This window comes from Paraburkholderia sp. WS6, assembly GCF_030464835.1.
GTDB lineage: Bacteria > Pseudomonadota > Gammaproteobacteria > Burkholderiales > Burkholderiaceae > Paraburkholderia > Paraburkholderia madseniana.
On the sequence record NZ_JALQCK010000002.1, the window covers coordinates 220,700 to 238,981 of the forward strand.

The following is an 18,282-nucleotide window of genomic DNA, read 5'->3' on the forward strand; positions in this document are numbered from 1 at the left end:
TATCGTACGAATCTCAGAAATTTTGGACCAGATCAATACACCTAGCCCCCTGATTCAGCAAATTTGTCCGATACTTTTGACATACTCTTCATATTTGCCTAATCTATCGGACATGCCCCGTACCTTTCAACGTCCCTTTCCGTCGGTCGAGAAGCAGGTGCGTGCGCTCGGCGAACGGCTGAAACTCGCCCGCCTGCGACGTGAACTCACGACCGTTCTGTTCGCTGAAAGGCTGGGCATTTCGCGCGACACGCTGAGCCGCCTCGAGAAAGGCGATCCGAATATTGCGCTCGGCACCTATATGCGGGCGCTTCGCGTGTTGGGTCTCGACAAGGACATGGACGCCATCGCCCGCGACGACGAACTCGGCCGCAAGCTGCAGGATCTCAAGTTGCCGGGTCAGCGCATACCGCGCACGAACACGCCCGGTGCCGCTCCTGTCAAAACCGGGCAACCGGCAAAAAAACCCCCGAAGAAATCTGATGGTCAGCAATAAACCTCGCGATGCGTTCAAGGTATTCCTCGACGCAACCGAACTGAGCAGCCGGCAGCAGGTCGGCACCTTGTATCGCCAGACTGCACGCACTGACTTGCCGGCATCCTTTGCCTATGCGAAGAACTGGGTAGATGGGCGTAACGCATTCATGCTCGACCCGCGCCTCGAGTTATGGACCGACGAGCAATATCCGTCTGCGAAGTCCGCTGCATTCGGCGTCTTCATGGACTCGGCGCCGGATCGCTGGGGCCGCGTGCTGATGGAGCGCCGCGAGGCCGCGGCGGCAGATCGCGAAGACCGGCCCATGCGTAATTTGCAGGAGATCGATTTCCTGCTGGGCGTGCATGACCTGACACGAGTCGGCGCGCTGCGGTTTCAGAACGTGGACGGACATTTTCTCGACAACAGCGCCGATGCCGCGCCGCCGGTCACCGACCTCGCGACCCTGGCCTATATCAGCCTGCGCATTGAAGAGGCAGATATCGAAAAACTGCCCGAGTACGAGCAGTGGCTCGCGATGCTGATCGCGCCTGGCACCTCGCTCGGCGGCGCTCGCCCGAAAGCCAACTTCACCAGCCTGGGTAATGATCTCTGGATCGCCAAATTCCCCGCGAAAGACGACCGTTATGACATCGGCGCGTGGGAAACCGGGACGATCATCTGCGCAATCACGGCTTCATTCGCGAGGCTTCGGGCTGGCGGCTCTCGCCAGCGTTCGATATGAATCCAAACCCGAGCAAGCGGGAACACGCGCTCACGCTGGACGGTATGAGCGCCCTGCCGGATCTTGAAACCGCGATCGACACCGCTGAGTTTTATCGACTCGACGACTCAGACGCGCGCCGCGTCGTTGTGGAAGTTCAAGACGCCGTCAACACGTGGCGGGAAGAAGCCACCGCGCTGAATCTGTCCCGGCCCGAAATACAGCGAATGGAGTCTGTATTTCAGGCGTGATGTCTTCGCATAGCGGCCACACGTTCGAGCCGTGCCAGTCACATCCGGCACCTGGACGCTCGTGTTCCGGCACATGTCTCCATACCCTTTATAATCCGGCATGATCCGAATCCCGCACCTCCCCTCGCAATCGGCCGCACATGGCCGATCAGCCCCCCACCGCGCTCCGGTGGCCGCATGAAAACACCCAAACGTCTGCTCCCGCTGGTCGAAGAGGGCCTGATCGACGAAGTCATCTCGCAGTTGATGAGCGGCAAGGAAGCCACCGTCTACGTGGTCCGCAGCGGCGAGTCCACGCGCTGCGCGAAGGTCTATAAGGACGCCAAACAGCGCAGTTTCCGCCAGGCCGCGTCCTATCAGCAGGGCCGCAAGGTCAAGAACAGCCGCCAGCAGCGCGCCATGGAAAAAGGCAGCCGCTATGGCCGCGAAGTGCAGGAACAGGCGTGGCAGAACGCGGAAGTCGATGCGCTGTTCCAACTCGCCAACGCCGGCGTGCGCGTGCCGCAGCCCTTTATCTGCACCGACGGCGTGTTGCTGATGGAATTGGTGACCGATGCGGACGGCAACGTCGCGCCGCGTCTGAACGATGTCGAGATGACCGAGGCGCGCGCGTTCGAACTGCACACGCTGCTGCTCAACCAGGTAGTGCGCATGCTGTGCGCCGGCATGATTCACGGTGACCTGTCCGAATACAACATCCTGCTCGCGGCAGACGGCCCGGTGATCATCGACCTGCCGCAAGCCGTGGATGCCGCCGGCAATCTGGAAGCGCCGGCCATGCTCGAGCGCGACGTGAACAACCTCGCCACGTATTTTGGCCAGTTCGCGCCCGCATTGCTCGATACGAGCTACGGCAAGGAAATCTGGTCGCTGTACGAAGCAGGCGCCTTGCACGTGGATGCCAAATTGACCGGCCGTGTCGAACTCGACACTACGCCGATCGATCTCGAAGCCGTACTACAGGAACTTGAAGACACGCGCCTCGACGAAGAAGCGCGCCTGCGCTACGAACAGTCGCTGCGCAGCGGGACGTAAGCGGGGCCAAAGCAACCCCTACGCAACACGTAAGCGACCAATAAGCGGCACCTGCGTGCCGCTTCGCGAAGAGGCTACGACGCGATACGGCAACTGGCCGCCTTGATCCTGGTCGACGAAGCCCCCGGTGCCGGCCCCACCGATTCCCGCATCGTCACGCTCACCGGAAACTCACGGATGATCTCCCACGAGGTCCGGTAGCACTGATTGACCAGCCAGCGCACGGCGTTCTGCGTCAACTCCGCTGTCGGGATATGCACCGAGGTGAGCCCAGGCGCAGCATACGCGGCCGAATAATCATCGTCGTAGCCGATCACCGAGACTTCGTCGGGTACGGAAATCCCCACCTGGTGGAAGCGCGCCAGCGCGCTCACCGCCATCGTGTCGTTCGCGCAAAAGAGGCCAGTGAAGCGCCGCTTGGAATCGAGCAGCTTCTGCGCGGCAACGTAACCGCCTTCCGGCGAGAAGTCCGATTCGATCAGCGTGACGTCTTCACGTGCAATGCCCTCACGCGACAATTCGGCAAAGAAGCCTTCGAGCCGAGTGTGATTGTCCGAGGCGCTGAACGGCCCGGAAATCACCGCAATGTCCCGATGCCCATAATCGAGCAGCGTGCGTGCCGCCAGTTCACCGCCGCGCCGATGATCCGCGCAAAACGACGCTTCCGGCAACTGATCGAACGCGCGATTCAGAAACACCATCTTCGGATGCATGCGATGCAGCATGTCCAGATCTTCGTCGTGCAGATCGTGGCTGATCACCACCACGCCATCGCAATCACGGCCGATCAGAAAACGCACCGCCTCGATGGCCTGCTCGCGCGGCGACACTTCTCCGCAACCCGTCGCCACCACCACGTGGCGGCGCACCGCGCGCAGTTCGGTGTCGGTCTGCTTGAGAATCGTGCCGTAGTAGGAGCCGAAGAAAGTCGGCACGAAAATGCCGATCATGCCGAGCGATTGCGTCGCCATTGCCCGGCCGATGGACGACGGCCGGAAATTCAGCGCTTCGATCGCGGCCTTCACGCGCGCGGCGGCATCGGCTGAAATGGGTCCCTTACCGGAAATGGCTCGTGAGGCAGTCGACATGCCGACGCCGGCCAGTGCCGCGACATCCTTGAGTGTTGCCAAGCGGTTCTCCGTCAAGCTTGCTGTATTCAACGACGCTGCGTCCCGTCACTACAGACGCGCACCGCCTTCTTCCTCGAACAGCGAAATATGTGCGCCATCGAACGAAAACGCCGCGGCATCCCCTATCGCCACCGGTGTCTTCGTCTGGTCGATCGACGCGATTTGCACTCCATGATAGTCGAGCCAGATGACACGGTGGTTGCCCATCGGCTCGACCAGTGAAATGTTCGCGCGCTCCCTCATTTTTGTGTTTGAACCGCTTGAACCGCTTGAACCTTCCTCCACGTGCACGTCTTCGGCCCGCAAGCCGAGTACGCAAGACAGACGATCCGTCGGCAGGTTCTTGAAAGGATAGTGCGACACATCGAGCCGCAAATGCGCTGTACAAAAGTGTAGCGCGCCGTCGCGCGGCTCAAGTGTGCCCTTGAGCACATTCATTGCGGGCGAGCCCAAAAACGTCGCGACAAACAGATTGTTCGGCCGCGCATAGACTTCGGCGGGCGTGCCGAACTGCTGGATCACGCCGCCGCGCATCACCGCCATACGCGTGGCAAGCGTCATCGCTTCGACCTGATCATGGGTCACGTAGATCATCGTCGCGCCCAGACGCTGGTGCAGTTGCTTGAGTTCGCGACGCAATTCGGTGCGCAATTTGGCGTCGAGATTCGAGAGCGGCTCGTCGAACAGGAACACGTCGGCCTCGCGCACGATTGCACGGCCGATCGCCACACGCTGCCGCTGCCCGCCGGAGAGTTGCGCCGGCTTGCGCTTGAGCAGCGGGCCAAGTTGCAGCATGTCGGACGCCCGCGCCACACGCCGCTCGATTTCCGCCTTCGGCGTGCCGTTGATACGTAACGCAAACGACAGATTGCGCTCGACACTCATGGTCGGATACAACGCATACGACTGAAACACCAGCGCGATACGACGATCTTTCGGGTCGGCCCAGGTCATGTCAACGCCCGCAATTTCGATGCTGCCGTCGGTCACGTCGATCAGACCAGCGATGCTGTGTAGCAAGGTGGATTTGCCGCAGCCCGATGGGCCAAGCAGCACGACGAACTCACCCGCTCGCACATCGAGATCGAGATTCTCGATCACCGTATTCGCGCCGAGCCGGATCTTCAGATTGCGCACCGATACGTTGGCCGGATTCGACAGACCCGCGGTGTCCGCCACGTGGCCGACATTCGCCGCATCTGCCGGGGTAGCCAAGTCTGCCGCATTTACCGTCGCACCTACCGCCACATTTGCCATCGCGTTTTCCACATTCGCCAGGTTTGCCATGCTTTATCGCCCTACCCCTTGACGGCGCCGGACGCAATGCCGCGTACAAACCAGCGGCCCGAAATGAAGTAGACCGCAAGCGGCACCATGGAGGTCAGAATGGTCGCCGCCATATTGACGTTATAGAGCCGCTCGCCAGTCGTCGTATTGATGATGTTGTTCAATTGCACCGTCATCGGCAGGTTTTTCGTGCCGGCGAACACGAGGCCGAGAATGAAGTCGTTCCAGATGCCCGTCACCTGCATGATGACCGCGACGACGATGATCGGCGTGGACATCGGCAGCATCAGTTGCAAAAAGATGCGCCAGAAACCACCGCCGTCGATGCGCGCCGCCTTGAACAGCTCCTGCGGAATCGACGCGTAAAAGTTGCGAAACAGCAGCGTCATCACCGGCATGCCGAAGATGGTGTGAATCACCACAATGCCCGGCAGCGAACTGAACAGATGCACACTCGCGAGCACGCGCACGAGCGGATAGACCATCACCTGCACGGGAATGAAGGCGCCCATCAGCAGCACGCCGAACAGCAGCCCTGCCCCGCGCGGCCGCCAGAACGATAGCGCATAGCCGTTCACCGCGCCGATCATGATCGACAACACCGTGCTGGGCACGACAATGCGCACCGAATTCCAGAAGCCGACCTGGATGCCGTTGCAATCGAGCCCCGTGCAGGCGGATTGCCACGCGGCGCTCCATGCATCGAGCGTGAAATGCGCGGGGAAAGCGAGCAGATTGCCGAGGCGAATCTCGCTCATCGGCTTCACCGATGTGACGAGCATCACGTACAGCGGCAACAGGAAGAACAACGCCGCTGTGAGCAGAAACGCGTAGACGCCGAGGCGTGCGGGTGTAAACGCACGGCGGCGCCGGCGTGTGCGGCTCGGCGTGCCGCCTTTGAGTGGCGGACTGAGCGTGTTCATCACACCTCCTTGCGCAACGCAGCGCGGCTGCGGGCATAGAAGAACGGCGCGAGAATCGCCAGCACCGTGGCCAGCAGCACGATCGACGCAGCCGACGCGAGGCCGATATTGGCCCGACCGAACAGGTAGTCCATGATGAACTTCGCCGGCACTTCGCTCGCGGTGCCGGGGCCGCCTCGCGTCATCGCGACCACGGCGTCGTAAAGCTTCACGACCATCACGAAGAGCAGCACGAAGGCGGTGGACATGGAAGGCCCGAGCATCGGCACGACGATGCTCGCATACACCCGCCAACGCGGAATCCCGTCGATACGCGCGGCTTTCCACAGTTCGTCGTCGATACCGCGCAAGCCGGCCAGCAGCAGCGCCATCACGAGGCCGGACGCCTGCCACACCGTCGCGATGACGATGGTGTAGATCACCCAGTCCTGATCGACGATCCAGTCGAAGCGCGCATGCACGAAACCGAGCTTGTGCAACACGGCCTGCGCGCCCAACTCAGGATTCAGAATCCACTGCCAGACCAGACCGGTTGCGACAAACGACATCGCATACGGATAGAGAAACACCGTGCGCAACGCGCCTTCGGCCACTACGCGTTGGTCGATGAAGATCGCCAGCAGCAAGCCGATCACCATGCACGCAACAATAAAGCACGCACCGTAGATCACGATGTTTTGCAGCGACAGCAACCAACGGTCGTTATTGAAGAGCCGCGTGTACTGCGTGAGGCCCGCGAAGTCGCCGGAAGGAAACGTACGCGAGTTGCTGAGGGACACGCGCGCGGTCCAGACCATCGTGCCGAGATACGCGAACACGACGGTCAGGACCATCGGCAGCAAGGCTAGCCATGCCGCTATCGGCAAGCGCTTTTTTAGCGGCTTTTTCAGCGGCCCTTTGCCATGCCTGGAGCCGGCGGCTTGCAGCTTGAGCGCGTGCATGACGAGCGCCTAGCTCTTCAATGCACTGGCAAACGCCTTCTGCGCGTCGTCGACCGACTGATTCTTATTCCAGAAGTTCGTGATGACGTCGATCAACGCGCCCTGCGTGTCAGGCGAGAGCAGCATCTCCGGATTCGGCAACTGACGCGACTTGTCCTTCATGATCGCCATGCCCTCCTTCGCGCAGATGTCGAGACTGCTCGCATCCACATCGGGGCGAATCGGAATCGAACCTTTCTTTGCGCTGAATGCGACTTGCGCGGCCGGCGAGGTCATCACCGTGGCAAGCAGATTTTGCGCCTTGATCGCGTTGGCGTTGTCGGTTTTCGGGAATACGAATACGTCGCCCGCGACCAGATACGGCGAGTGCGGACCGAAACCCGGGAAGCAGCCGAAGTCCTTGCCCGCCGTCTGATTGGCCGCGGAGAATTCACCCTTGGCCCAGTCGCCCATGATCTGCACGCCCGCCTTGCCGGAAATCACCAGCGCGGTGGCGTCGTTCCAGTTGCGGCCAGGCGAGCCCGCATCGACGAAATCATGCAAGCGCTTGAACGATGCGAGCACTTTCTTGAACGCATCCGACTTGACCGCGTTCATGTCGCGATCGCGGTACACCTTCAGATAAAGATCGGGACCGCCGACGTCGGCGAATACCGCGTCGAACGTGATCTTTTCCTGCCACGGCTGACCACCGAGCGCGAGCGGAATCACGCCTGCCGCTTTCAGCTTGCCGAGATCGGCGAGGAATTCGTCATAGCTCTTCGGCTCGGCGGCAATGCCGGCCTTCTGGAACACCGGCTTCGAGTAGAAGAACCAGGCCGGCATGTGAATATCGACTGGCGCGGCGTAGTAATGGCCCTTCACCCGGATGGTGTCGATGATCGATTGCGGGAACACGCCGTTCCAGTTTTCTTTCGCGGCGACGTCATCGACGTTGTTCAGCAGACCCTGATCGATCAGGTCGTGAAACTGCTTGGACGTATTGAACTGCGCGGCGGTGGGTGGATCGCCGCCGACGATCCGGTTGATCGCAGTGGAGCGCGCCTGATCGGCGCCGGCCACTGCGTTGTCGACCCACTGGCCACCGGACTTGTTGTACGCATCGGCGAACTGGCGGATCGCGGCGGATTCGCCGCCGGAGGTCCACCAGTGGATTACGTTGGCCTTCAAGGGTTCCGCCGCGTGCGCGACGATGCCGTATAACGCCAGTGCCGCAACCACGCCTCGCAAGACCATTTTTCTGCTGTGCATTCCGTCTCCCCCGGGCTTTGCGCCCGTGTTCCAAGTCGACATACCAACCAGCTTCACCTGTCGTTAAGCCCTTGCTTTACGCTCCTTCAGGAATTTCGCCACCCACTCCGCACTACGTTTGACCGTGCGCTTCTGCGTACTGTAGTCGACGTGTACGACACCAAAGCGACGCTCATACCCAAACGCCCACTCGAAGTTATCCATCAACGACCACAGAAAATAACCGCGAATATCCACGCCGGCCTTGACCGCCTGATCGACCGCTGCGAGATGGCGCTTGAGGAACGAGATGCGCTGCGTATCCTCCACATGACCGTCGGTCACTTGATCATCCGAGGCCATGCCGTTTTCGGTGATGTAGATCGGCGGCAGGTTGTGATACGTCCTCTTGAAACCGGTCAGCAGATCGCGCAAGCCATCGGGATACACCTCCCAACCCATCTGCGTGCGCTCGACGCCTTCGAGCGGCACGTCCCGGAATCCATGCGCGCCGTCGCTCGCGACGTTGGTGCGGAAGTAATAGTTGATGCCGAGGAAATCGAGCGGCGCGGAAATGGTCTGCATGTCGCCGTCGAGCACCAGCGGCTCGGTGCCCGGCCACAGTTCGAACAGGTCTTGCGGATACGAACCCTTGAGCAACGGATCGAGAATCCACGCATTGTGCTGGACTTCGAACAGATGCGCCGCGCGCTGATCCGCCGCGCTGTCGCTATTGGGCGTGCCGCGGCCGATGTTGGCGACGATACCTTTCTGCGAAGCCGGATCGTTGGCGCGCAATACCGGAATCGCAAGGCCGTGTGCGAGCAATAGGTGATGCATCGCCTGCGTCGCGAAGCGGTCGTCGGCGAGGCCCGGCGCGTGGTGGCCGTTGCCGTAGCCGAGATACGCCGAGCACCACGGCTCGTTGAGCGTCGCCCATGCGTCGACCGTGCCGGCCAGTTCGCGGCTCATCAGGTCGGCGTAGTCAGCGAAACGGTAAGCGGTTTCGCGATTGAGCCAGCCGCCGCGATCTTCCAGATGCTGCGGAAGGTCCCAGTGATAGAGCGTCGCGAAGGTCGTGATGCCCTTCTCTTTCAGGCGGTTCAGGAGGCGCTTGTAGAAGTCGAGCCCTTTGCGATTGGGCACGCCTGCCGCGTCCATGACGCGTGGCCACGCAATCGAGAGCCGATAGCCTTCGAGACCGAGCGAGACCAGCATCTCGACGTCCGCTTCCCAGCGGTGGTAGTGATCGCAGGCAACGGCGCCGGTGTCGCCGGCCAGCACCTTGCCGGGTATCGCCGAGAAGGTGTCCCAGATCGACGGCAGGCGGCCGTCTTCATTCACCGCGCCTTCGATCTGATACGAAGCCGTGGCGGCGCCAAGCAGGAAGTTCTTGCGCCACAGCGTAGAGTCCGCGGGCGGGGTGAAGGGATCGGCGAGCAAGCCCTGGGAAACTGCTGGGGATAGGGTGTCGAATACAGCGGATGCGTCGTTTGCCACGGATTCTCTCCTGCGCTGAGGTCGTTGAATCGGGTACGGCGAAACTTGATGTGGATGCTGCCCGGCAGCTAAAGTGGAAGCGCTTCCACAAGGACCAGCGAACGATAGCAGTGGCGGATTGAACGCAGCAATCAGGGTTTGTCTGGAGAACTTGCTGGCATGCGCGGCGCAGCGATGCGCCGCGCATACGGGTATTGCGTGAACCTAAATCAACAGGCTGTTGGTGCTGCCCAGCAATTTAAAGTGAATTGTGCTGCGACAGTCAGGTGTTACGCTGACTGGTCACATGACGGGGCAAGTTACGAACCCGATCCGCCATATAGATGGCACAAATCTGCCCCACCGACCCTCTTGTTTCGCTCGACAATCATTAACCCGTCGCCTGCCTCAGGATAGTTAACAAGCGGTTCTCCATCGAGGCGATCAATGTTGAATGAGTGCAAAACGAAACCTGCCTGGGTGTTATGGACGATTGCGTAAATAAGCACCGGCACTCCCTCGTCGACGGCTATCAATTCATGTGCCAGCGTCTTGGAGTTTTCCCAACCCCCATAGCTTTTCTCGTCGTGACTGATCGACAGGCAATACTGAACGTTGACTTCGCGAACAGTACAGGTTCGAATCTGCTCCATCCAGCGAGCTACGTCGGTCCTGTAGAGCGGCGCATTGACGGATATAAGAAACTCAAGCAGTTGGCGTTCTTGAGGTTTAAGAGTTCGTCGCATCAATATTCCCTGCGATCTCAGGGAAGCTTAAAGCGCGGTGGCAGATCCGACTCCTTGTACACATGTCGCAAATCTGCCCCACCTATGCGTTTACCGGCTTCCATGATCATGAGGCCATCGCCTGGGTCGGGATAAGCCACAAGAGGCTCCCCATCGAGACGATCGATGTCGAAAGAGTTGAGGACATAACCTGACTGCGTCTCCACCGCGCAAGCATAAATCAGCACTGGTACGCCCTCGTCAACGCAAACCAGCTCGCGCGCGAGCGTAATGAAGCCGCCTCCTGAAAGTCTGATTTCATCGTGGCTGATGGCCAGACAGTAGGGCACATTGACCTCATGGACCGTGCACCGTTCAACCTGATTTTTCCACCTTAGTACGTAAGCGCCATAAAAAGATTCGTTCGCTGTAAGAAGAAACTGCAGAAGCAGACGCTCGTGGCTTACCAATGGCCGTTGCATGATTAGCGGTTGTACTTGTTTGAATCCCAAGCACCCTATAAGGAGCATTCCACCCCAACTATCCGACAATTCCTAAAATTGCGATATCCATGCGCCTACGCAACAGGCACTTTCAACGTGGACATCAAGGTCCGTAAGGAACCACGCAAGAGTCTGTGAGCCTTTGCCACATCCCCGCGACGAAAATCGGAACGCCGGACGTGGAAGGGCCGCACACGGGTCCAGTGACGCGAGACAAACCTGCATGAAGATGGACGGGGACCGAGGGGTCCGGTCAGAGACAGCCAGAAGGAAAAAGACGGGGTGCGGCGGCAGCCGCCCCAAAGAAGCGATACAACGCGCCGGGCACCGCGTTAAGTGCCCAGCGTGACGCCACCATTAAGACTTCTGTGCCGGCAAATTAAACGCACCACCATCATAAGCTTCGCAATACGCTTTCCAGTCGGCGTTCACGAGAGCCTCACACTGCGTCGCGAGTTCAATCAACGGCAATTGCCAATCCTTGCGATTGCCGAACGCGATCAGCTCGTCCGCAATCGACGACTTCTCCCGGCCGCCGCTGCGCAACTGCGCCCACGCGCTCAATTGGGCCATGCTGTTGACCACTTCTTCGAGCCGCGGTAGCTTGCCGTCCCAGTCGCTCAATGCCACACGGTCTTCCGAAGGCTGCAAGCTGCGCAGCACATACGAGCGCTGATTGAAATCGACTGCATGCAGGAACGCCTGCGAAACCGCCTGATTGCGCCGCTGAACTTCAACCACACGCTGCGCCTCGCTCTGCCACTTCGGCTGCGGTGTGCGTACATGCGGCGTTACCGAGGAAGGCAGCGCCTCTTTCAGATCGAGCAGATAGTTGCCGTCCGGTGAGCCCTTGCCTTCGACGAGGATCGCGTAGCGGTCCACCCCCAGACTACCGGTGCCGGCAATCCGTCGCGTCACGTCGATGATCCGATAGAAGTCCGGATTGGGTTGACCGGCGGCGAACTGACGCATGAACTCCGTGACTGCAGCGCGCGCTTTGTCGCTGACCGGCAGCGCTTTCTTGCCGTCCACTTTCAACACGCGGATCTTGCCCTTGAGCGTGGTGCGCCGGTCGAGATACTCGGCACGCTTGCGAGTCGCCAATGCGTCGAACAAATCGCGCACCATGCCGGTCGATGTCTCCGCTTCGATCCAGCGCGCTTTGCCGAAGGCGAGCGCCGCGCTGTAAGCATCGACCGCGGTATGACAAAGCGCGAGTGCCTGCGCGCGGCTCAGCTTGAGGTCGCTCGCGCCGACCAGCACGCTCGTGAGGAGCCGCACCAGTTCGTAAAGACTCGGCGCGAGACAGGCTTCGTCGAAATCGTTGTTGTCGAAATAGACGAGGCGGTTGTCGCCTTTGTAGCTGCCGAAATTTTCCACGTGCATATCGCCGCAAATCCACACCGGGGGCGCTTCGTCGAGCACCTTGTCGCGCGGCAGACGCGCGTAAAACAGATGGCAGGTGCCGCGTAGAAACACGAACGGCGAGCCACGCATGAGCTTGTATTTCATCGCGAGCCGTTCAGGATCGCGGCCGGTATTGAAGCTGGCGATGGTCTGTGCGATATCGGACATGTGATTCTCCTTCATACGACTCGATGCGGGTTCAGTACAGGTTCAACGCGAGCGGAACGAATCCGCCAGCGCATGGAGATTGAGTGGCTTCACACGAATCACGCCGCCGCGCGGGCTGTCTATATCGGCGACCAGCATGAACGACAGCGACACGATCAGCGGAACGGTCAGCAACAACCCGGCTCCCGCTTTCAAACCACGTGCGCCGTAGCCGACCAGCACATTGGCGCACACCGCGATCAACACCATCAGTGTCCACGCCGCGACAGGAATGCGATTCCACCACGCCGCCTGCGTGTAACCCTGCGTATTGAGCACGTCGTTCATTCCGGCGACAGCGAGCGCGGCCACTGGCGTGGGCTGCACGACAGCGGCATTCTTCACTGCAGTCCACATTGCGCCCTGCAGGCGCGACGTCTCGGCGTTGACTTTGGCGAGTTCATCGGCGTCGCGCGTCGTGTAAAACAGCACGCGTTCGTCGAGATAGGTTTTCAGCAAGCCGCGGACAGTCGCCGCATCGGCGGTGGGCAACAGATCGGCGCGGACGTATTCGGTGCCGATCGCATTCGCCTCTTCTTCCTCGTAGTTCTTGCGTTGATCGTAGCGGCCTACCGCCATAGAAAAAGTGAAACCGATGATCAGCGCAAGCAGCGTCAACGTGGCGGCCTGAATCACGCTGAAGTCGTCGCGTGCGTCCTCTTCGATCTTTCTGAAACGCCGCAGCAGCGACGCGCCGATGCGCGCCGACAGCCACATCGCAACAAAGCAAATGAGGAAGACAAGTGCCGGATAGTCGAGGAGGTTCTGCATGGCGAGCGTTTTTCTTATCAGAGTTTTGTTGGCGGGAACGCTTTGGACAGCGGTAAAACGTGCACGGCCACTGCATCATAAAAGACGCAGCGCGGATGGGAAAGCATGCAGGCAGCAGGTGGACAGGCTCGCAACCTGCAGCATGCCGACTGTCAGGAGCCTGTCATCAAATAGTAACGTCCGTCCGCGCTGACGTTGAAGCCGAATCCGCATTCGGTTAGCGAGCCGTGCGTCGCTACATCGAGCGTTTCCGGTGCGGAGAGTTTGAACTCGATCAGGCATCTGTCCGCACGTTTGTCCGTTGGCTTGTCCTCATGTTTGTCATAAGGCGCGAGATTGGTGATCCTCGCGGTTGCGTCGAGCGGCGCACGGCCTCCGTCATCAGTCACCGGCACGCGCGCCACGCCACCGTAGAACCGCACGTAGGCCGACAGGCTGCCCATGTTCGCGCTCGGTTGACCGTCGGCGCCGACAGTCGGATACACGAAGTCGCCATCGATCCGGTAGACGCCGTGCCGCCCTTTCACCGGCTTCACCTCGATACTGTTCCACGCGCCAAAAAACATGTAACTGGCAAAGCGCGCGCCGTTCGGCGGCACACCGGCCACCACCGCTTTGTCAGCAATCGCTTCGAGACGTTGACGCGCGGCCGCTACCGCGCGACCGAGCAGCGCGTCGTTGGGATAGTCGTTGCCGCGGCTCACCGCGGTGCGGTAATACGCGCGCGCGCCCGGCAGCGCGCCCAGCCTCACTTGCACGTCACCCTGATGAACCAGCGCCATTGCCACGCGAGCCCGCGCAGAACTGGTCGCTTTCGGCGAGTTCTCTTCGTTCGCCTGCATGGCGGTGGCCTCGGCGAGCGCGGCTTCCATCGCGACCAGCGTTTGCGCGTCCTTGAGGCGCCCTGCTTCGAGCGCGGCCACGCCCAACGCCGCGCACGACGCGTTCGTGCGGCACGGCACGTCCTTGCCCGCCAGCAGGTTGCGGCGATAAAGTTCGGCGCGCGAATCGGCGGCTCCCGTTTGCGCCGCGACGAGCGCGGGCATGAGCGCTGCAATTGCAGCAGAAACGACAACGGCAGCAGCGGCGGTTTTGACGTTCATGAGCAAGAGAGGACGGTGGCGATGACGCGTTTCGAACACGCGCTTCAAGTAGCCGTATGCACCGCACGTTTGTTGACGTGGGTTGCCACGGACGCTGGCCGTGATGCTGACAGAAAACCGGCGATTGCGCGAACCCTTGCATGGCGGCGAAGCGGGCGGCCAATCGCGCGATTCGGTCGCAACGCCCGGCACGCGGCATTCCGTGACTTTTGAGCATGCACAGATGCTTGCATGAAACGCATTCGACCGGTCATGCGGCACGCATCAAGTCGCCTGTCATACCCGAGCCCTAGATGATTTTGCGCATTGGCAAGCGTTCGTTTGAAACTGTTCCCCTATGAGGGAACAGCAGAACGAAAAGCGACGCGCCTCTATCCGGGTGTCTGCACCCCGGCCTGCACCCCGAACTTCTTACGATACGCGCCTGGGCTCGTCAACGCGATACGCCGGAAATGCCGCCGCAGCGATTCTTCGGAACCGAAGCCCGCCAGCCCAGCCACGCGCGCCATCGGCAAAGGAGCCGGCGCCTCAAGCAGTTCTCGCGCGATCGCCACGCGTTCACGCACCAACCATTCGTAGGGCGCCATGCCCGTAGCGTCGTGAAACTGTCGCTGCAGCGTACGCGGGCTCATCGCCACCCGTTCGGCCAGCGAGCGCAAGGTGTGCGGCAACGCGGGATGGCGGCGCACCCAGTCCATCAGCTTCGCGAGGCGCCCGCCTTCGTCTTGCGGCATCGGCCGCGGCACGAACTGCGCCTGACCGCCCTCGCGATGCGGCGGCACCACGAGCCGCTGCGCGACCCGGTTGGCGATCGCGCTGCCGTGATCGCGCCGCACCAGATGCAGCAGCATGTCGAGCCCTGCCGCCGATCCGGCCGAGGTGATGATCTGTCCTTCGTCGACATATAACGCATCCGGCTGCACGCGTAATTGCGGATAGCGCTGCTGCAATTTGTCGGCGTAGCGCCAGTGTGTCGTGACGGCCTTGCCGTCGAGCACACCTGACGCGGCCAGCACGAACACGCCGGAGCAGATTGAGCAAAGGCGCGCGCCGCGTTCGTAGGCGGCGCGAATCTTTTTCAAGAGCGGCTCGGGCGGCAATTCGTCGGCGTCGCGCCAGCCGGGAATCACGATCGTGTCAGCGCGATCGAGCAGCCTGAGCGTGTACGGCGCAGCGACGGTGATGCCGCCGGCCGCGCGAATCGGACCGGGTTCGCTCGCGCATACCGCGAAGCGATACCAGTCCACGCCGAGTTCAGGACGTTCGAGCGCGAACAGTTCGGTCACGCAGCCGAATTCGAATGTACAGAGCCGGTCGTAAGCCAGCGCGACGACAAGGTGATTGAGCATGGCGTAATGTTACCGGAGATTGACGATTACGCCACTTACCCGGCGCTTACGGCGTCGCGACAATGAAGGCTCCATGAATTGCTTAGCCACACAACCACGCTCACTGTCCAACCGGAACCTCGCCATGTCGACGCTCAACACCCTCACCGCCCACAACGCCGTCACCGCCATCCCTGCTGCCGATAGCGCCGCCGCCCTTGCTCACTTCCAGGCGTCGTTGCAATTCGAAACCGACTGCTCGGACGTGTCCGCGGCACTCGCGAGCGGCACGCCCGGCTTCGTGCTGCTTGACGTGCGCAGCCCGGCGCTGTTCGAACAGGGCCACGTGCCGGGTGCGCTGAACCTGCCGCACGGCAAGATCGTGGCATCGAAGCTCGCCGGGTACCCGCAGGACACGCTGTTCGTCACCTACTGCGCAGGCCCGCACTGCAACGGCGCCGCACGCGGCGCACTGCGTCTCGCGCAACTGGGGCGCCCCGTCAAACTGATGATCGGCGGCATTACGGGCTGGCTCGACGAAGGATTAACCCTGGTACACACCACGCCAGCCGCGTGATGCTCAAGTCCGATGACTAACATGTTGAAAATCAATTAAATAAACGCCACCAACTGTCGATAACAAGTTCAGCCGCTTCCCTCTCGCGGTTGGACTTAACATGCAGAGCTCATACAATTTTTGGCTGGTTGCAATCTCGTTCGTCGTCGCGACGCTGGCGTCGTACACGGCGCTCGATTTGACGGGCCGTATCTTTCTGCTGGCGTCGGCCGGTCTGCGGCACGCGTGGCGTCTCGGCGGCGCCGCCGCGCTCGGTGTCGGCATCTGGTCGATGCACTTCATCGCCATGCTCGCCTTCTCGCTGCCGATTCCGCTCGGCTACGACTTCGCGACAACCGCTTATTCGCTTGGGCTCGCGATCGGCGTGTCGTATCTGGCGCTGGTCGTGGCGACCCACGCGCGGCTCACGCTGCTTCGGCTCGTGGCCGGCGGCGTACTGATGGGCTTCGGCATTGCCGGCATACACTACACCGGCATGGCGGCGATGCAAATGGAGCCGGGCATCCACTATCAGCCGGCCTGGTTCGCAGGCTCGCTGGCGATCGCGATCGGCGCTTCGACCGCCGCGCTGTGGATGGCGCGCGCACTCAGTAACGACGACGAGCGCTACGTCTTGCGCAAACGTTTCATCGCGGCGCTGGTAATGGGCGTCGCGATCAGCGGCATGCACTACGCCGGCATGGCCGCCGCCGAATTTCCGCCCGGCGCCGTGTGCGGCGCGGCCAAGGGCGTGAACGCCGCATGGCTCGCGACTTCGGTGATCCTGTTCACGTTTGCGATTCTGATCGTCACGCTGATACTGTCGCGTTTCGATGCGCGCACCAGCTTTCTGGTCGGTGCGGTGTCGAAGCTGAACGGCCAGATCGTGCGGCTCGCCACACTCGACACGCTGACGGGCCTGCCCAACCGCAGCACGCTGACCGAACGCATCGACCGCGCCATCCATAGCGCGCGCCGGCAGCGTACGCTGTTCGCCATCCTGTTCATGGATCTCGACGGCTTCAAGACCATCAACGATTCACTCGGCCACTCGGCCGGCGACGAAGTGCTGTCCGCGTTCGCCCAGCGCCTTCTGCTGTGTGTGCGCGCGAGCGACACCGTCGCGCGTCTCGGCGGCGACGAGTTCGTCGTGCTGTCCGAGAACCTGGCGTCACGCGAAGACGCCGGCACGATGGCCGAAGACGTGCTCGACCGGATGCGCCAGGGCGTATGGACCGATTCGCAGCCGCTACAGGTGATGCCGAGCATCGGCATCGCGCTCTTTCCCTACGACGGCGATACCGTCGAGACGCTGCTCAAGCATGCGGATGCAGCCATGTACGAAGCCAAGCGCGCGGGCCGCAGCACCTATCGCTTCTTCGAACAAAGCATGAACGAAGCCGCGACGCGCACGCTGCAAATTCAAAGTGCGCTGCACGAAGCGCTCACCGCCGGCCATTTCTCGCTGCACTTCCAGCCGAAGTTCCACGGCAGCGGCGACTCGCTGGCGGGTGCCGAAGCGCTGATCCGCCTGAATCATCCGCAACTCGGCGCACTGGCGCCGCTCGAGTTCATTCCGATTGCCGAGCGCTCGGGCCAGATCGTGCAGATCGGCTACTGGGTCCTGCGCGAGACGTGCCGGCAGATTCGCCGCTGGGTCGAGCAAGGCCTGCCGTCGATGAAAGTGGCGATCAACCTGTCGCCGCGCCAGTTGTCGCAACCGAACCTCGTTGCGACGATGCTCGAGATCGTGCAAGCCGAAGGCGTGCAATGCGAACAGATCATGTTCGAAATCACCGAAACCGTCGCGATGCAGGACGCGCCGAAAACCATCGAAATGATCCGCGCGTTCCAGGCAAGCGGCTTTGAAATCGCCATCGACGATTTCGGCACCGGCTATTCCAGCCTCGCCTATCTGCAACGTTTTCGGGTCAAGCAGTTGAAGATCGACCGCTTCTTCACCAACGGACTCGACGAGCACGGACCGGAAGGCAGCGCGATCGTTTCCGCGATCATTGCGCTCGCCCACTCGCTGGAAATGGACGTGGTGGCCGAAGGCGTCGAAACCGAATCGCAGCTCGACATGCTCAAGTCGATGATGTGCGACGAGATGCAAGGCTTCCTGCTAGGCAAGCCGCTCACCGCCGACGACTTCGGCGAACTGCTACGGGCAAGAATGGTGTCGGCATGAGCATCCGGATCTGTTT

At 61.2% G+C, this 18,282-nt stretch carries 18 protein-coding genes; 6 read left to right on the top strand and 12 right to left on the bottom strand.

All coding sequences use genetic code 11. The features are described from left to right. Nucleotides 1-22: 22 nt before the first annotated feature. The 4 genes from M0D64_RS03460 (at nucleotide 23) to M0D64_RS03475 (ending at nucleotide 2,485) form a co-directional block, all read left to right on the top strand. A complete protein-coding gene (locus M0D64_RS03460; RefSeq protein ID WP_266256623.1) occupies nucleotides 23-496 on the top strand; it encodes a helix-turn-helix domain-containing protein in 474 nt (157 codons plus the stop codon). Next, nucleotides 483-1,220, top strand: a complete 738-nt coding sequence (locus tag M0D64_RS03465) for a HipA N-terminal domain-containing protein (protein WP_266256624.1) — start codon at nucleotides 483-485, stop codon at nucleotides 1,218-1,220. Before M0D64_RS03460 ends, M0D64_RS03465 begins: the two co-directional genes overlap by 14 nt. Further along, the gene (locus tag M0D64_RS03470; RefSeq protein ID WP_266256625.1) at nucleotides 1,136-1,450 is read left to right on the top strand and encodes a HipA domain-containing protein; all 315 of its coding nucleotides are present in this window, start codon (nucleotides 1,136-1,138) and stop codon (nucleotides 1,448-1,450) included. The genes M0D64_RS03465 and M0D64_RS03470 overlap by 85 nt, the downstream gene beginning before the upstream one ends. Before the next feature lie 177 nt (nucleotides 1,451-1,627). Beyond that, nucleotides 1,628-2,485, top strand: a complete 858-nt coding sequence (locus M0D64_RS03475) for a PA4780 family RIO1-like protein kinase (protein WP_266256626.1) — start codon at nucleotides 1,628-1,630, stop codon at nucleotides 2,483-2,485. A gap of 74 nt (nucleotides 2,486-2,559) precedes the next feature. Here the strand turns inward: M0D64_RS03475 and M0D64_RS03480 are convergent, their stop codons facing one another. The 12 genes from M0D64_RS03480 to ftrA all read right to left on the bottom strand — a co-directional run bounded on the left by M0D64_RS03480 (nucleotide 2,560) and on the right by ftrA (nucleotide 15,540). After that, complete coding sequence (locus tag M0D64_RS03480) at nucleotides 2,560-3,615, bottom strand: substrate-binding domain-containing protein (RefSeq protein WP_168435663.1); 1,056 nt, start codon at nucleotides 3,613-3,615, stop codon at nucleotides 2,560-2,562. Nucleotides 3,616-3,663: 48 nt separating this feature from the next. Further along, complete coding sequence (locus M0D64_RS03485; protein ID WP_266256767.1) at nucleotides 3,664-4,872, bottom strand: ABC transporter ATP-binding protein; 1,209 nt, start codon at nucleotides 4,870-4,872, stop codon at nucleotides 3,664-3,666. 41 nt (nucleotides 4,873-4,913) lie between these two features. Next, nucleotides 4,914-5,825, bottom strand: a complete 912-nt coding sequence (locus M0D64_RS03490; protein ID WP_266256627.1) for a carbohydrate ABC transporter permease — start codon at nucleotides 5,823-5,825, stop codon at nucleotides 4,914-4,916. Continuing rightward, nucleotides 5,825-6,766, bottom strand: a complete 942-nt coding sequence (locus M0D64_RS03495; RefSeq protein ID WP_266256628.1) for a carbohydrate ABC transporter permease — start codon at nucleotides 6,764-6,766, stop codon at nucleotides 5,825-5,827. The genes M0D64_RS03490 and M0D64_RS03495 overlap by 1 nt, the downstream gene beginning before the upstream one ends. Nucleotides 6,767-6,775: 9 nt before the next feature. After that, nucleotides 6,776-8,017, bottom strand: coding sequence for an ABC transporter substrate-binding protein (locus tag M0D64_RS03500; RefSeq protein WP_266256629.1), 1,242 nt, complete (start codon nucleotides 8,015-8,017; stop codon nucleotides 6,776-6,778). A 63-nt stretch (nucleotides 8,018-8,080) separates the two neighbouring features. Continuing rightward, nucleotides 8,081-9,439, bottom strand: coding sequence for a GH1 family beta-glucosidase (locus M0D64_RS03505; protein WP_266256768.1), 1,359 nt, complete (start codon nucleotides 9,437-9,439; stop codon nucleotides 8,081-8,083). Between the two features lie 356 nt (nucleotides 9,440-9,795). Then, the gene (locus M0D64_RS03510) at nucleotides 9,796-10,221 is read right to left on the bottom strand and encodes a hypothetical protein (RefSeq protein ID WP_154560037.1); all 426 of its coding nucleotides are present in this window, start codon (nucleotides 10,219-10,221) and stop codon (nucleotides 9,796-9,798) included. A gap of 17 nt (nucleotides 10,222-10,238) precedes the next feature. Beyond that, nucleotides 10,239-10,682, bottom strand: coding sequence for a hypothetical protein (locus tag M0D64_RS03515; protein ID WP_154560038.1), 444 nt, complete (start codon nucleotides 10,680-10,682; stop codon nucleotides 10,239-10,241). 378 nt (nucleotides 10,683-11,060) lie between these two features. After that, nucleotides 11,061-12,278 (bottom strand): DUF2252 domain-containing protein, encoded by a 1,218-nt coding sequence (locus tag M0D64_RS03520; RefSeq protein ID WP_266256630.1) that lies wholly within the window; start codon nucleotides 12,276-12,278, stop codon nucleotides 11,061-11,063. Between the two features lie 42 nt (nucleotides 12,279-12,320). Then, a complete protein-coding gene (locus M0D64_RS03525; RefSeq protein ID WP_266256631.1) occupies nucleotides 12,321-13,088 on the bottom strand; it encodes a hypothetical protein in 768 nt (255 codons plus the stop codon). A 152-nt stretch (nucleotides 13,089-13,240) separates the two neighbouring features. Further along, nucleotides 13,241-14,134 (bottom strand): hypothetical protein, encoded by an 894-nt coding sequence (locus M0D64_RS03530; RefSeq protein WP_266256632.1) that lies wholly within the window; start codon nucleotides 14,132-14,134, stop codon nucleotides 13,241-13,243. A gap of 428 nt (nucleotides 14,135-14,562) precedes the next feature. After that, on the bottom strand, nucleotides 14,563-15,540 hold the full coding sequence (gene ftrA / locus M0D64_RS03535) for a transcriptional regulator FtrA (protein ID WP_266256633.1): 978 nt from the start codon (nucleotides 15,538-15,540) through the stop codon (nucleotides 14,563-14,565). Between the two features lie 124 nt (nucleotides 15,541-15,664). Here ftrA and M0D64_RS03540 point away from each other — a divergent pair, with 124 nt between their 5' ends. Then, complete coding sequence (locus M0D64_RS03540; RefSeq protein WP_266256634.1) at nucleotides 15,665-16,096, top strand: rhodanese-like domain-containing protein; 432 nt, start codon at nucleotides 15,665-15,667, stop codon at nucleotides 16,094-16,096. Nucleotides 16,097-16,196: 100 nt separating this feature from the next. Further along, the gene (locus M0D64_RS03545) at nucleotides 16,197-18,266 is read left to right on the top strand and encodes a bifunctional diguanylate cyclase/phosphodiesterase (protein WP_266256635.1); all 2,070 of its coding nucleotides are present in this window, start codon (nucleotides 16,197-16,199) and stop codon (nucleotides 18,264-18,266) included. Nucleotides 18,267-18,282: the final 16 nt, after the last annotated feature.

What these genes read in the sequence shown, in the direction of transcription:
- M0D64_RS03485 (WP_266256767.1), bottom strand. Translation starts at nt 4,872, where the DNA reads ATGGCAAATGTGGCGGTAGGTGCGACGGTAAATGCGGCAGACTTGGCT.
- M0D64_RS03545 (WP_266256635.1), top strand. Translation starts at nt 16,197, where the DNA reads ATGCAGAGCTCATACAATTTTTGGCTGGTTGCAATCTCGTTCGTCGTC.
- M0D64_RS03510 (WP_154560037.1), bottom strand. Translation starts at nt 10,221, where the DNA reads ATGCGACGAACTCTTAAACCTCAAGAACGCCAACTGCTTGAGTTTCTT.
- M0D64_RS03495 (WP_266256628.1), bottom strand. Translation starts at nt 6,766, where the DNA reads ATGCACGCGCTCAAGCTGCAAGCCGCCGGCTCCAGGCATGGCAAAGGG.
- M0D64_RS03540 (WP_266256634.1), top strand. Translation starts at nt 15,665, where the DNA reads ATGTCGACGCTCAACACCCTCACCGCCCACAACGCCGTCACCGCCATC.
- M0D64_RS03520 (WP_266256630.1), bottom strand. Translation starts at nt 12,278, where the DNA reads ATGTCCGATATCGCACAGACCATCGCCAGCTTCAATACCGGCCGCGAT.
- M0D64_RS03475 (WP_266256626.1), top strand. Translation starts at nt 1,628, where the DNA reads ATGAAAACACCCAAACGTCTGCTCCCGCTGGTCGAAGAGGGCCTGATC.
- ftrA (WP_266256633.1), bottom strand. Translation starts at nt 15,540, where the DNA reads ATGCTCAATCACCTTGTCGTCGCGCTGGCTTACGACCGGCTCTGTACA.
- M0D64_RS03490 (WP_266256627.1), bottom strand. Translation starts at nt 5,825, where the DNA reads ATGAACACGCTCAGTCCGCCACTCAAAGGCGGCACGCCGAGCCGCACA.
- M0D64_RS03515 (WP_154560038.1), bottom strand. Translation starts at nt 10,682, where the DNA reads ATGCAACGGCCATTGGTAAGCCACGAGCGTCTGCTTCTGCAGTTTCTT.
- M0D64_RS03530 (WP_266256632.1), bottom strand. Translation starts at nt 14,134, where the DNA reads ATGCCCGCGCTCGTCGCGGCGCAAACGGGAGCCGCCGATTCGCGCGCC.
- M0D64_RS03465 (WP_266256624.1), top strand. Translation starts at nt 483, where the DNA reads ATGGTCAGCAATAAACCTCGCGATGCGTTCAAGGTATTCCTCGACGCA.
- M0D64_RS03500 (WP_266256629.1), bottom strand. Translation starts at nt 8,017, where the DNA reads ATGCACAGCAGAAAAATGGTCTTGCGAGGCGTGGTTGCGGCACTGGCG.
- M0D64_RS03525 (WP_266256631.1), bottom strand. Translation starts at nt 13,088, where the DNA reads ATGCAGAACCTCCTCGACTATCCGGCACTTGTCTTCCTCATTTGCTTT.